Origin of the sequence: Nonomuraea sp. NPDC047529 (genome assembly GCF_040642995.1) — a bacterium.
Lineage (GTDB): Bacteria > Actinomycetota > Actinomycetes > Streptosporangiales > Streptosporangiaceae > Nonomuraea.
Map to the genome: position 1 here is coordinate 183,883 of NZ_JBEYTJ010000019.1, position 13,228 is coordinate 197,110.

Genomic DNA, 13,228 nt, shown 5'->3' on the forward strand with positions numbered 1-13,228 from the left:
CGAGGGCCGGGGTTGGAGGCCGGGGTCCGGACCAGGGCCATCGGGGACCAGGGCCAGGACCGGGATCGGCCAGGACCGGGACCGAGGGTCGGCCGGGGATCGTGTTGTGGTCGCTGTCAGCGGAGGGGCTTCGGGGTGTTCTGTGGGGGGGCCGGGTGGCCTCAGGTGATCTCCAGCATGCGTTCCCGCACCGCGTACACCACCGCTTCCATCCGCGAATGCAGCTGCAGCTTGTCGAGGATGTTGCGGACGTGGTTCTTCACCGTGTTCTCGGAGATGAACAGCTGCTTGGCGATCTCGCGATTGTTCATGCCCTTGGCGACCAGGCGCAGGACCTCCATCTCGCGGTCGGTCAGCCTGGGCACGGGGAGCTGCGGCGGGCGTTCGGCCTCCTTGCGGCTCATGTTCGCGAACTCGCTGATGAGCTTGGCGGCCATCGCCGGGTTGATTAAGGACTGTCCCTCGTGCACACCGCGCACCGCGGCGGGCACGTCGTTGATCTGCACGTCCTTCAGCAGATAACCGGTGGCGCCGGCCTTGATGGCCTCGAAGAGATCCTCTTCCTCGTCGCTCACGGTCAGCATGATGATCCGGGTGCTCGGGACGGAGGCCCTGATGCTCTTGGTCGCCTCGATCCCGTCCTGCCGGGGCATGCGTACGTCCATGAGGGCGACGTCGGGCATGAGGCGATCGGCCAGTTCGACCGCCTCCTGCCCGTCGCTCGCCTCACCGACCACCTCGATGTCGGGCTCCGCGGCCAGCGTCAACGCCAGGCTGCGCCTGATCAGCTCGTGATCGTCAACGATCAGCACGCGGATCGGCTCGCTCTCTGCCGTGCGGACCTCGCCGGACTCGGTCACGAGCCCTCCTCGGTCCGTCTTGCGCCTGCCTTGCTCACGGGGAACCTGCTCATCGGACGGCCGCTCCGTTGTCACGCCCGGTCGGGGCCGTGGCGGCTGTCCGCATGGCGGTTGTCCCGTCAGTACCCTCGCTTCGCTCGCTCATCTGAACCTGACTGAGCTCGCTCACGTGTCCTCCTCGTCGGGGGGCCAGAGCCGTCGGACCGCCATGATGGCACGTATGGCACGGTCCTCGGGTGGTCGAGAAGATCTTTTAGCGTGCGATCAGGGCTCTATGAGCCGCAACACGCCGTAGTTGTACCCGCGCCGGTTGTAGACCACGCTCGGCAGGCCGCTCTCCTTGTCACGGAACAGGTAGAAATCGTGCCCGACCAGTTCCATTTCGAGCATGGCCTGGTCGATGGTCATGGGTTCCGCCTTGTGGAACTTCTCCCGGACGACGAGCGGTCCGTCGCCGTCCATCTCGATCGGGACGATGTCGTCGTCGAGCTTCTCGTCCTGCACCGGCAGGTCCTCGTAGGACTCGGCCGGCTCAGGGACGTGCTTGGCCCCGAGAGGCGGCAGGCCGACGTCAGGGAGCGTCGCGGTGATCTCCGCCACCGAGGGCGGGCAGTGGTTGCCGTGATGAACCTTGCGCCGGTCGGCCAGCCGCCGCAGGCGGCCTTCCAGCTTGTCGAGGGCGATGTCGAGGGCTACGAACCGGTCGTCGGCCGAGGCTTCGGCGCGGATGGCCGGGCCCTTGGAATGGATGGTGAGTTCGACACGCTCGCGCTGGTCGGCGAGGCGAGGGTTGCGTTCTTTCGACACCTCCACATCGACTCGGATGAGTTTGTTGTCCAGACGTTCGATCCTGGCCAGCTTGGTCGTCACCTGGTCTCGGAACCGGTCACTCACTCCTGTGTGCCGACCCTTGACGATGATGTCCATGCAACAGCCCCCCTTCGTCTAACGACTGAGCAAGAGCGCCCGACTCTGTGCGTTCCGGACGGGGTTTCGGGTCCGCCTCTCTGTCACCGCTACCCTCTTCCGCCACGACGTCACCGGGTTCTCGGGTGGCACCCGTCCGGCCGACCTGGTCTTCGACCCCACATCCGCCTGCTGAGGATTTCGCAGCTCTGTTGCCACTACTGCCCTTCTCTTCTGACGAGGGACATCTGGACCCTCGGGAAGGCAGGACTTATCCCTAAGCCGCACCGTGATCGGTCGACAAAGAGTCGCCTTACGTGGACCGTTTTGCCTGCGGCTGGCATCGGCTAGCAGAGCCGGGGACACCGACTCTGCGCAACCACGGACCCGAACGGGTGCCATGTCAGAACGCTATCCGCATCCTGCGCGAATGTCAGCCGGAGCGTCGGCCAAAGGATCACGTTCCGTGACTTTTCCGGGGTTCCGGACGCCCGGGGGACCTCGGAGCGCCCTGTCGGCAAGCCCAGTGGCCACGCGCCTTCCGACGGTCTGAGCTGCACCACTTCTTCTTCCCCCAACAGGAAATCCATCCTTCAAGATGGGCCTAAGAATTGGATCTTTCTTTACCGACAGTGATGTCAAGCGTTTTCAAGATCTTCGGCGTGTCGCGGCGACGGTGGCCGCCATCGGCACCCGTACGCCGGCAGCGCGCAGTGCGCGGGCGGCTTCGGCGAGCGAGGCGCCCGTGGTCACGATGTCGTCCAGGAGCAGCGCAGAGGGCGCTGGAGGGGCTTTCGCGCGTCCGGCGACACAGAGGGACCCGGCGAGGTTCGCGACGCGCTGCGTGGCGCTCAGGCCCGCCTGGTCGGCCACCCGGCGCGCCTGCCGCAACCCCGCCCACGGCTCGGCCCGCAGGCCGGACGCCACGAGGTGACGGGTGACGAGCACGGCCACCCGGCCCATGGGATCGTGCCCCCGGCCCCGCAGCGCCCTCCTCGCGCTCGGCACCGGCACGACGGCGAACGGCCCCCGCGCCCACCCTGCCCCCGCCCCGGCGCCCAGGGCGGTGAGCACGGTGAACGCCAGCACCTGCGCCAGCACGCCGGCCAGCGCCACCGCGCCGCGCTCCTTGTAGGCCAGGATCGCCCTGCGCGCCGCGCCCTCGTACGGCGTGGCCGACCAGCACTCGGGCAGGCCGGCCGGGCCCGGTCTCGGCCCCCGCCTGGCGGGGACGGCGGCCATCTCGGCCGCACACCCCGCACAACACCGAGCACCGGCACGGCCGCAGCCCACACAGGACTGCGGCAGGAACACATCGAGCACGCCCCCGAACACACCGCCCAGCATGCCTGCGGCCACCGACAGTTCCGGGAAACCCGAGCCCCGCGCGCTCACGGGCAGCGGTCATCCAAAGGAAGCGGGCCCAGGGGGAAGCGGGAGAGGTCAGCCCAGGGGGAAGAAGGGGTTCTTGGCGCTGGGGTCGATCTTGCTCGTCCAGCCCTGCCGGTCCGGGTTGAGCTCGATGATCTTGGGCCCCTTGTCGGTGTTCGCCTCCGCGAGCACCCGCCCGATCAGCGCGGTCACCCGCTCCAGCCGGTCCTTCAGCGGGATCCCGATCGTCTCGCCGTCGCCGATGTCGATCTCGTTGAGTATCTGCCCGGCCTTGCTCTTGATGAGGACGAGCAGGTGCTCGTCGTCCTCCCAGGCGATGTCCTCGATCTCGTACTCGACCTCCGTCGAGGTCAGCGTCTGCAGGTTGCCGAGCATGGGCCCGTTGAGCCCCTCGCTCAGCGCGCCGAGCTGCACGGTGTTCTTGCCGGTGCGCAGGGCCACCCGCACGCCGTCCCTGGCGATCCTGAGCGCGGTGACGTCGAGGCCGTCGAGTCCGGGGGCGGAGACGCGCTCAGGCCCGTGTCCGCCGTTGGGGTCGTACCGCAGGACGACCTTGTTGTGCTGGTCGAACGTCCACAGGGAGCCGTCGCGGCGCCAGGTGGGGTCGGTGAGGTCGGCGCCCTCGATGACCTGCTGCCAGCGGCCCTCGGGGGTGAGCCCGGCGATCGAGATGCCGGTGGAGGTCCGGGCCGCGACGATCGCGCCGGTCTGCTGCGTGGACAGCGCGAACGCCTTGAAGTCGGTGTTCGACTCCCCCGCCGGTCCGGACACGGCGACGCCCGCGCCCTCGTTGTTGCTCATGACGTGCACGGACCCCTTGTTGGTGTAGTACGGCGTGTTGCCGCCGTTGTCCAGCCAGTGGGTCTCGGAGTTGGGCGGCTCGGTCCAGTACTGCTCGCCCTCGACCTGCACCTCGATGGTGCGGCTGATGGCGACCTTGTTGTTGGTCAGGCTGTACTTGAGCTGCGCCACCAGCGCGGCCTTCTCGCCGAGGTCGAGCGGCAGGAGCGGGCCCGACAAGTTGATCACGACGCGGTCGTCGCCGGTGCCGATCGACTCGACCTCGGTGCCCTCGGGGAACACGGTGCCCACGGCGCCGCGCAGCGCGCCGCTGGGCCCCTTGAGCAGCCGCCTGACGATGGTCTGGGCGAAGGTCTCGGTCGGCTTGAGCCGCAGGCACACCCGGTCGACGACCAGCCGCTCGCGGGCGCTGTTGAGGTAGTACAGGTTGGTCAGCCGGTACGCCCGGGCCACGTCGGACTTGGTGAGCAGCAGCCCGTCCGGCAGGTCGTCCACCCGGTAGACGCCCCGGGCGTCCTTCTTCAGCACGAACAGCCGCTCCGGCGCGTTCCCCGACAGCGGCACGTACGCGTCGTCGGGGTCGATGCGGGCGACCTGCTTGGCCTTGAGCCCGTACGTCTCCGCGGCGTCGCCCTCCACCGGGTCCACCTGGTACACGTCCTCGATCACCGTCACCGGCCCGGACGGCTTCCACTTGGCCTGGGCCTTGGGCGTCAGGTACTTGGCCAGCACGGAAGGGTCGTCGGGGTAGGCCGCCATGGCCGCCTGGAGCCCCTTGACCAGCAGCTCCGGGTCCCAGTCGTCGCGCGGCGCGACGGCGATCATGCGCTGGAACGGCTTGTTCAGCGGGTCGCCGCCCCCGGCGTCGCTCACCGTGTACGGCCCGGTCACCGGGATCACGGTGCAGCCCGACCCCGCGCAGGCCACGGCCGCGGCGATGGCGACCGCGGCCCCCATCCGCCTAGTCCTCGTCATGGCCGCCTCCGTCCCCCGAGGCCGGGAGCAGCACCGGCGTCATGTGGCTGCGCCAGGTGCGCCGCATCTCGATCTCGGGCGGCACCAGCGACAGCGGCGAGCCCTTGAGGTCGGCCCCGGCCAGCCGGGGCAGCGTGAGGCGGAACTGCGAGCCCTCGCCCGGCTGCCCCCACGCCTGGAGCCAGCCGCCGTGCAGCACGGCGTCCTCGCGCGAGATGGCCAGGCCGAGCCCGGTGCCGCCGATGGTCCTGGCCCTGGACGGGTCGGCCCGCCAGAACCGGTCGAACACCATCGTCTCCTCGCCCGGCTTGAGCCCGATCCCGTGGTCGCGGACGGCGACGGCGACGGCGTCGCGGTCGGCCCCCACGGTCACCACGATCTCCCTGCCCTCGCCGTGCTCGATGGCGTTGAACAGCAGGTTGCGCAGGATGCGCTCGACGCGGCGGTTGTCGACCTCGACCATGCACGGCTCGTGCGGCAGGCGGATGTCGAAGCGGGTGGAGTGGCGCTCGGCCAGCGCCTCGGAGTCGGCGATGGCCCGGTGGACGACGTCGCGCATGTCCACCGAGTCGATGTCGAGCGTGGCGGCGCCGGCGTCGTAGCGGCTGATCTCCAGCAGGTCGGCCAGCATCGACTCGAACCGTTCGAGCTGGGCCTGCATCAGCTCGGCCGAGCGGGCGGCCATGGGGTCGAAGTCCTCGCGGGCGTCGTACAGCAGGTCGGCGGCCATGCGGACGGTGGTCAGCGGCGTGCGCAGCTCGTGGGAGACGTCGGAGACGAACTGGCGCTGGACCTGCGACAGCTCCTCAAGCTGGTGGATCTTGAGCGCCAGGTTGGCGGCCATCTCGTTGAACGAGTTCGCCAGACGGGCGAGGTCGTCCTCGCCGCGCACCTTGAGGCGTTCGTCCAGCTTGCCGGCGGCCAGGCGCTCGGCGGCCTGGCGGGCCAGCCGTACAGGCGTGACCACCTGCCGGGTGACCAGGTACGCGATGGCGGCCAGCAGCAGGACGAGCCCGAGCCCCACCACGACGATGGCGAGCCGGACGTTGGACAGCAGCTCCTCTTCCTCGTTGAACGGGAAGAAGTGGTAGACCTGGTAGTCCTCGCCGGTCAGGGTCTCGTGCACGACCCCGGCGACCACGAACGTGAGCGTGGCCTGGCTCTGCCCGGCGAACCTGATCGTCTCGATGGACACTTCGGTCTTGCCGTACTCGGCCCGGTTCATGTACCTCTGCAGGCGCTGCCGGAGCGAGGCGGGCACGTCGGCCTGCACCACCCGGCCCGAGGCCCGCGACATGCCGGGCGTGGCCTCGTTGAGTATGAGGACGTCGTAGCGCTTCTTGGAGCCGTCCTCGCCGGACCCGGTGACGGTGTCCATGACCTGGTCGAGCGGGTTGACCTTCTGGTCGGCGTCGGCGGCCTTGGCCCCGTCGTCGGACGGCGGGATCAGCGCGTCGGCGATCTGCAGCCGGTCGGCGTAGGCCTCGTTGAGCGCGGACTGCTGGCTGCTCGCGATCACGGACCTGTTGATCTCGTCGGACAGGAACGTGCCGAGGACGACCACGACGGTCACCGAGATCACCAGTGTGCTGGTGACCACCTGGAGCTGGAGCGAGCGCCGCCACACGCTGCGCACCCGGCCCGCCGCACGACGCACCCTCCGGCGGACGCCGCCGAGAATCTGGCGGACCGTCCGTCGGCGGGCATTCCTGGTCGAGGGCCTGGTCGGGGGCATGGCGGGGCGGGCGAAGGCTAGGCGGGGCCGGCTTTGTAGCCCACGCCGCGGACCGTCACGACGATCTCGGGGTGCTCGGGGTCCTTCTCGATCTTGGCGCGGAGGCGCTGCACGTGCACGTTCACCAGCCGGGTGTCGGCGGCGTGCCGGTAGCCCCAGACCTGCTCCAGCAGGACCTCGCGGGTGAAGACCTGGCGCGGCTTGCGGGCCAGGGCGACGAGCAGGTCGAACTCCAGCGGCGTGAGGTTGATCGTCTCCTCGCCGCGCTTGACCGAGTGGCCGGCCACGTCGATGGTGATGTCGCCGATCTGGAGGATCTCGGGCGTCGGCTCGTCGGTACGGCGCAGCCGCGCCCGCACCCGCGCCACGAGCTCCTTGGGCTTGAACGGCTTGACGATGTAGTCGTCGGCGCCGGACTCCAGCCCGAGCACCACGTCGATCGTGTCGCTCTTGGCGGTGAGCATCACGATCGGCACCCCCGACTCCGCCCTGATCCTGCGCGCCACGTCGATGCCGTCGGCGCCCGGCAGCATCAGGTCGAGCAGGACAAGATCCGGGCGTGTATCCCGGAACGCGTCGAGGGCCTTGTCGCCGTCGGAGACGAAGGACGGCTCGAAGCCTTCTCCGCGCAACACGATGCCGAGCATCTCGGCGAGAGCGGCGTCGTCGTCGACGACCAGCACGCGACCTTTCATGGCCCCTCATTCGTTCTACGCATTGTGGGACATACCCGCACGATCGCTGAAGGTTACCCTTGGTCGGCCCATGTGTGGGACATGAGCCTCACGAAAGGCGAATTTCAGGTTCCCCCCGCAACCACAAACCCAGTCTGCGGTAACGGAGCGACTTTCGGCCATCCCCGGCAGCCTTCGTTGCCCTGATTCGCCGATAAATGAGGGCTGGATGAGCCGGCGAATGCCCTCCGTGACACCAGCCACCCGCCCAGCGTGCCAGGATTGGGATATGTCAGACGGTCACGGACGCACGCCCGAGACGCCCCCAGGCTGGTCTGCCGAACAGCCCCCGCCCTACAGCGCCCCGCAGGCTTCCCCGTGGACCGCGCCGGGCTCGCCCACGCAGACGCCGTACGGCCAACCGTACGAGCCGCAGGGCGAAGCCCCCCAGCCGCCGCCCTACGGCCCGCCGGGGCCTCAAACACCCTACCCCCAGCCGGGCCACCCGCACTCCGGTCATCCGCAACCCGGCCAACCCCAGTACGGCTACCAGCAGCCCGGCTACGGCTACATGCCGCCGCCCGCGCTGCGTCCCGGCATCATCCCGCTGCGCCCGCTGGGGCTCGGCGACATCCTCGACGGCACGATCAAGCTGGTCAGGTCCAACCCCAAGGCCGTGCTCGGCCTGTCGGCCATCGCCGCCCTGCTCGGCGCGGTGCCGCTGGCCGTGGGCCAGGCGCTCATGCTGGGCTCGATGGGCGACGCGCTGGAGGACCCGGCGTCGGCCTCCGCCGGCTACGACAGCGTCAACGGCGTCATCGCCCAGTACGGCGGCATGCTGGTCTCGTACGCGGTCCAGTTCGTCGTGGTCACGGTGCTGACCGGCGTGCTGACCCGCATACTCGGCCGGGCCGTCTTCGGCGGCAAGATCACCGCGGCCGAGGCGTGGCACCTCTGCAAGGGCCGCATCCCCGCGCTGTTCGGGGTCGTGGGGCTGATGGCCGTCATGATGGTCGTGCCCGTGGCCGTGTTTTTGGTGATCCTGTTCGCGCTCGCGATGAACGTCTCCTCCTCCGACGGCGTCGGCCTGATGCTCGGCGTGATGGGCCTGTTCGTCCTGCTCTTCATCCCGTACTACCTGTTCATCACCACGCGCTTCGCGTTCGCCGCGCCCGCCGTGGTGCTGGAGGGGCGGGGGCCGATCGACGCGATGCGGCGCTCGTGGCACCTGGTGACCGGTGACTTCTGGCGGGTGCTCGGCATCCTGCTGCTGACGTCGCTGCTGGTCGGGCTGTTGTCCGGGGTGCTGTCGGTGCCGTTCACGCTGGGCGGGACGGTGATCGGCGTGCTCGGCGGCGGCTCGCCCGGCTCGGCCGTGGCCGCGGCCGTGTTCATCGCCGTCGGCGGCACGCTGAGCGCGATGCTCTCCTACCCCTTCCAGGCCGGCGTCTCCGGGCTGCTCTACGCCGACCGGCGCATGCGCGGCGAGGCGTTCGACCTCGTGCTGCAGACCGCGGCGATCGAGCAGCAGCGCCAGGGGTGGGTGCACTCCTCCGCCGACGAGCTCTGGCACCCGTCCAACTCAGCCGGGTCGTGAGCCCGGTCGACCGGGAGGAGGCGGCCCGCAGAGCGGCCGAGGAGCTCCTCAAGCCCGGATACGAGAAGGAATCCCTGTTCGACCTGCTCTATCGGCGTTTCAACCAGTTCATCGGTGACCTGACCGACGCGGCGACGGGCGGCGGCTCGACCGGCGGGATCATCGCCGCCCTCGTGATCGCGCTGATCATCCTCGGCGTGATCCTGCTGGTCGCCTGGCGGTTGCGCGGGACCGCCCGCAGGAACGCCATGGCCGTCGGCGGCCTCTACGGCGAACGCGTGCTCAACGCCGCCGAGCACCGCAGGGCCGCCGAACGCCTGGCCGCCGAGGGCGACTGGACGCAGGCCGTCCGCGAACGTCTTCGCGCCATCGCCCGTGACCTGGAGGAACGCGCCCTGGTCGACGGCATGCCGGGCCGCACGGCCGACGAGCTGGCCGCCGAGGCGGGCGCGGCGCTGCCCGCCTTCGCCGCCGAGCTGGCCGCCGCCGCCCGCTCGTTCGACGACGTCAGCTACGGCGGCGTGCCCGGCACGCAGGCCGCCTACCAGGCGATGAGCGACCTGGACGAGCGGCTGCGCCAGGCGCGGCCCGTCCCGCTGGCCGTGGGAGGCGTCCCGTCATGAGCCTGTCCACCGCGCCGCCGGCCGCCTCCGCCCCCACCTCCCCCACCGCCCGCTCCACCTGGCGGGCGGGCCGCATGATCGTCGTGCTCGGCCTGGTCGTCGTCCTGTTCGCGGCGGCCGCGGTGCTGTTCGGCCCGCAGCGCGGCCCCTCGCGCCTCCTCGACCCGGCCGACACCTCGCTGGCCGGGTCGAAGGCGCTGGCGGAGCTGCTGCGGGCCAGGGGCGTCCAGGTCGACCGGGTCGACTCGGTCGAGGCGGCCGCCGGCAAGGCCGCGGACGGCGGCCGGCTGCTGCTGGTCACCGACCTGACCTACCTCGACGAGCACCGGCTCGCGCAGATCCCGGGCGACCGGCTGATCGTCGGTGACCTGCCCGGCCTCGACGTGCTGGCCCCCGAGGCGCGCACCCTGCGCGAGCCGTCGCGCGTGCGCTCCCGCGACCCGGAATGCGGGCTGCCCGCCGCCACGCGGGCCGGCAGCGCGTACGTCGGCGGCCTGGTCCTGACCGGCCCGCCGGGCGCCGCCGCCTGCTACCCGGCCGGCGAGGGCCACTCGCTGGTCAGCTACCGCACCCCCGACGGCGCCACCACCACGGTCGTCGGCGACGGCGCGTTCATGACCAACCTGCGCCTGCCCGAAGACGGCAACGCGGCCCTCGCCCTCAACCTCGTCGGCACCGGCAGGCCCGTCACCTGGCTGGTACGCCCCGACAACCCGCCCCCGCTCGACCTGCCCGGCTCCGAGGGCAAGTCGATGTACGACCTGATGCCCCCGAGCATCCCCTGGGCGCTCCTGATGGCCTGCCTGACCGTGGTGCTCGTCGCGTTCTGGCGCGGGCGCCGCCTCGGGCCGGTGGTCACCGAGAAGCTGCCCGTCATCGTGCGGGCCGCCGAGACGGTCGAGGGCCGGGGCAGGCTCTACCGCGCCAGGAAGGCCAGGCAGCGGGCCGCCGACTCGCTGCGCGCCGGCACGATCGACCGGCTCACGCCCCGCCTGGGCCTGGCCCAGGGCGCCGGGCCGCACGAGCTGGTCGCGGCCCTGGCCGCGCGGATCGCCGACGACCCGCGGGTGGTCGGCGCCGCACTGTACGGCCCGCCGCCGGCCGACGACGCCGGGCTCGTCGCGCTGGCCGGGTACTTGGACTCCATCGAAAGGCAGGTCAGTGAACTCTGAGGAGACATTCCGCGTGGCCCCCTCGGGCGAGGCGGCCAGGGAGGCGCTCGGCGCGCTGCGGGCCGAGGTGTCCAAGGCCGTGGTCGGCCAGGACGCCGTGGTCACCGGGCTCGTCATCGCCCTGCTGTGCCGGGGGCACGTGCTGCTCGAAGGCGTGCCGGGCGTGGCCAAGACGCTGATGGTGCGCACCCTCTCCGCGGCCCTGTCGCTCGACTTCAAGCGCGTGCAGTTCACGCCCGACCTGATGCCGGGCGACGTGACGGGCTCGCTGATCTACGACGCGAAGACCAGCGAGTTCGAGTTCAGGGAGGGGCCGGTCTTCACGAACCTGCTGCTCGCCGACGAGATCAACCGCACCCCGCCCAAGACGCAGGCGGCGCTGCTGGAGGCCATGGAGGAGCGCCAGGTGAGCGTGGAGGGCTCGGCCCGGCCGCTGCCCGACCCGTTCGTGGTCTGCGCGACCCAGAACCCGGTCGAGTACGAGGGCACCTACCAGCTTCCCGAGGCCCAGCTCGACCGGTTCCTGCTCAAGCTGACCGTGCCGCTGCCGCCGCGCGAGCAGGAGATCTCGGTGCTCGAACGGCACGCGCGCGGCTTCGACCCGCGTGACCTGTCCGACGTCAAGCCCGTGGCCACGGCCGAGGACCTGGCGGCCGGCCGCGAGGCGGTCTCCCAGGTGCACGTGGCCCCCGAGGTGCTCGGCTACATCGTCGACGTGGCCCGCGCGACCAGGAGCTCGGCGTCGCTGCAGCTCGGCGTCTCGCCGCGTGGCGCGACGGCGCTGCTGGCGGCCTCCAGGGCGTGGGCGTGGCTGTCCGGGCGGCCCTACGTGACGCCCGACGACGTGAAGGCGCTGGCCAGGCCCGCGCTGCGGCACCGCGTCCAGCTCCGGCCCGAGGCCGAGCTGGAGGGCGCGACCGCCGACGGCCTGCTCGACGGCATCCTGGCCTCGGTCCCGGTCCCGCGTTGATGGCCCGCTCCGACGAACGCGAGTGGTCCGCGACGCTGTCGCCCGGGAGGCGCCGATGGCTCTGACGGGACGCGCCGGGCTGCTCGCCGCGGCCGGGATCGTGGTGGTGCTGCTCGCGCCGCAGCCCGCCGCCGCGCTGGCCGGGGTCTGCCTGCTGCTGGCCGCCGCGATCATCGTGGACCTGGTGTTCGCGGGCGCCGTGCGGCCGCTGCGGCTCCACCGTTCGGGGGACACGCTCGTACGGCTGGGGCAGACGGCCACGGTCGAGCTGATCGTGGAGAACCCGGGCCGCCGGCGGGTGCGCGGGCGGATCAGGGACGCCTGGCCGCCCTCGGCCGGGGCCGAACCCCGGGTCGCCGCGCTCGACGTGCCGGCCGGTGAGCGGCGCAGGATCGTGGTCACGCTCAACCCGACCAGGCGCGGCGACCGGTCGTCGGTGGCGGTGACCGTGCGCTCGGTCGGGCCCCTCGGCCTGGCCGCCCGCCAGGGCAACCACCGCTCGCCGTGGTCGGTGCGCGTGCTGCCGCCGTTCCTGTCCCGCAAGCACCTGCCGTCCAGGCTGGCGCGGCTGCGCGAGCTCGACGGCCGGCATCCGGCGCTGGTGCGCGGGCAGGGCACCGAGTTCGACTCCCTGCGCGAGTACGTGGTGGGCGACGACGTGCGGTCCATCGACTGGCGGGCCACCGCGCGCCGCAACGACGTGGTCGTGCGCACCTGGCGGCCCGAGCGCGACCGGCGGGTGCTGATCGTGCTCGACACCGGCCGCACGTCGGCGGGCCGGGTGGGCGACGCGCCGGTCCCCCTGACCGGGGCCGTCGCGCAGGGCCCGGGGCTGCTGGTACGCCCCGACCCGCGGCCCGCCCCCGGCTGGCCGCGCCTCGACTGGTCGATGGACGCGGCGCTGCTGCTGGCCGCGCTCGCCGCCAGGGCCGGCGACCAGGTCGACTTCCTGGCCTTCGACCGGGCGGTGCGCGCGTGGGTGAGCGGCGCGTCCCGTACCGAGTTGCTGTCGTCGCTGGTCAACGTGATGGCGCCGATCGAGGCCGAGCTGGTCGAGGCCGACGGGCAGGGCATGGTGGCCGCCGTGCTGTCCCGGGCCAAGCGGCGCTGCCTGGTCGTGCTGCTCACCGACCTCAACGCGGCGGCGCTCGACGAGGGCCTGATGCCGGTGCTGTCCCAGCTCTCCTCGCGGCACCTGGTGCTGGTCGCGGGCGTGTCCGACCCGCGGGTGGCGGCCATGGCGGCCAGGCGCGGCAGCACCGAGGAGGTCTACGACGCGGCGGCGGCCGAGCAGGCCCAGCTCGCCCGCAGGCGCATCACGGCCAGGCTGCGCCGGCACGGCGTCGAGGTCGTGGACGCGCCGCCCGAGGACATCGCGCCCGCGCTGGCGGACGCCTACCTGGCGTTGAAGGCCGCGGGCCGGCTCTAAGAGCCTGCTGACGAAGGGCTTTGGTGTTCCGCGGGGAGGGTCAGGAGAGCGCCGGGGTGTGGTCATGAGTGGGTAGTTGACCCGTAAGCAGGAG

At 71.5% G+C, this 13,228-nt stretch carries 11 protein-coding genes; 5 read left to right on the top strand and 6 right to left on the bottom strand.

The annotated features are described in order from the left end of the window. Window positions 1-161: 161 nt before the first annotated feature. From ABZ815_RS28305 to mtrA, 6 genes are all read right to left on the bottom strand, one after another. Entirely contained in the window at window positions 162-860 is a 699-nt protein-coding gene (locus tag ABZ815_RS28305) for a response regulator transcription factor (RefSeq protein ID WP_357703044.1), read from the bottom strand. 264 nt (window positions 861-1,124) lie between these two features. Continuing rightward, on the bottom strand, window positions 1,125-1,787 hold the full coding sequence (gene raiA, locus ABZ815_RS28310) for a ribosome-associated translation inhibitor RaiA (RefSeq protein WP_357703046.1): 663 nt from the start codon (window positions 1,785-1,787) through the stop codon (window positions 1,125-1,127). Window positions 1,788-2,414: 627 nt separating this feature from the next. Continuing rightward, window positions 2,415-3,008, bottom strand: a complete 594-nt coding sequence (locus tag ABZ815_RS28315) for a ComF family protein (RefSeq protein ID WP_357703048.1) — start codon at window positions 3,006-3,008, stop codon at window positions 2,415-2,417. A gap of 201 nt (window positions 3,009-3,209) precedes the next feature. After that, window positions 3,210-4,934: an LpqB family beta-propeller domain-containing protein gene (locus ABZ815_RS28320; RefSeq protein ID WP_357703050.1), complete on the bottom strand. Its 1,725-nt coding sequence runs from the start codon at window positions 4,932-4,934 to the stop codon at window positions 3,210-3,212. Beyond that, a complete protein-coding gene (gene mtrB, locus ABZ815_RS28325) occupies window positions 4,921-6,591 on the bottom strand; it encodes an MtrAB system histidine kinase MtrB (protein ID WP_357703052.1) in 1,671 nt (556 codons plus the stop codon). Before mtrB ends, ABZ815_RS28320 begins: the two co-directional genes overlap by 14 nt. Window positions 6,592-6,686: 95 nt before the next feature. Then, window positions 6,687-7,364, bottom strand: a complete 678-nt coding sequence (mtrA, locus tag ABZ815_RS28330) for an MtrAB system response regulator MtrA (protein WP_043620615.1) — start codon at window positions 7,362-7,364, stop codon at window positions 6,687-6,689. Between the two features lie 268 nt (window positions 7,365-7,632). Here mtrA and ABZ815_RS28335 point away from each other — a divergent pair, with 268 nt between their 5' ends. The 5 genes from ABZ815_RS28335 to ABZ815_RS28355 are packed head-to-tail and all read left to right on the top strand — an operon-like array spanning window position 7,633 to window position 13,134. Next, a complete protein-coding gene (locus tag ABZ815_RS28335) occupies window positions 7,633-8,940 on the top strand; it encodes a glycerophosphoryl diester phosphodiesterase membrane domain-containing protein (protein WP_357703054.1) in 1,308 nt (435 codons plus the stop codon). Further along, entirely contained in the window at window positions 8,937-9,563 is a 627-nt protein-coding gene (locus tag ABZ815_RS28340) for a DUF4129 domain-containing protein (RefSeq protein WP_357703056.1), read from the top strand. The genes ABZ815_RS28335 and ABZ815_RS28340 overlap by 4 nt, the downstream gene beginning before the upstream one ends. Beyond that, window positions 9,560-10,735: a DUF4350 domain-containing protein gene (locus ABZ815_RS28345; RefSeq protein ID WP_357703058.1), complete on the top strand. Its 1,176-nt coding sequence runs from the start codon at window positions 9,560-9,562 to the stop codon at window positions 10,733-10,735. The genes ABZ815_RS28340 and ABZ815_RS28345 overlap by 4 nt, the downstream gene beginning before the upstream one ends. Before the next feature lie 13 nt (window positions 10,736-10,748). Further along, window positions 10,749-11,705: a MoxR family ATPase gene (locus ABZ815_RS28350; RefSeq protein WP_357703060.1), complete on the top strand. Its 957-nt coding sequence runs from the start codon at window positions 10,749-10,751 to the stop codon at window positions 11,703-11,705. Window positions 11,706-11,760: 55 nt separating this feature from the next. Next, a complete protein-coding gene (locus ABZ815_RS28355; RefSeq protein WP_357703062.1) occupies window positions 11,761-13,134 on the top strand; it encodes a DUF58 domain-containing protein in 1,374 nt (457 codons plus the stop codon). Window positions 13,135-13,228: the final 94 nt, after the last annotated feature.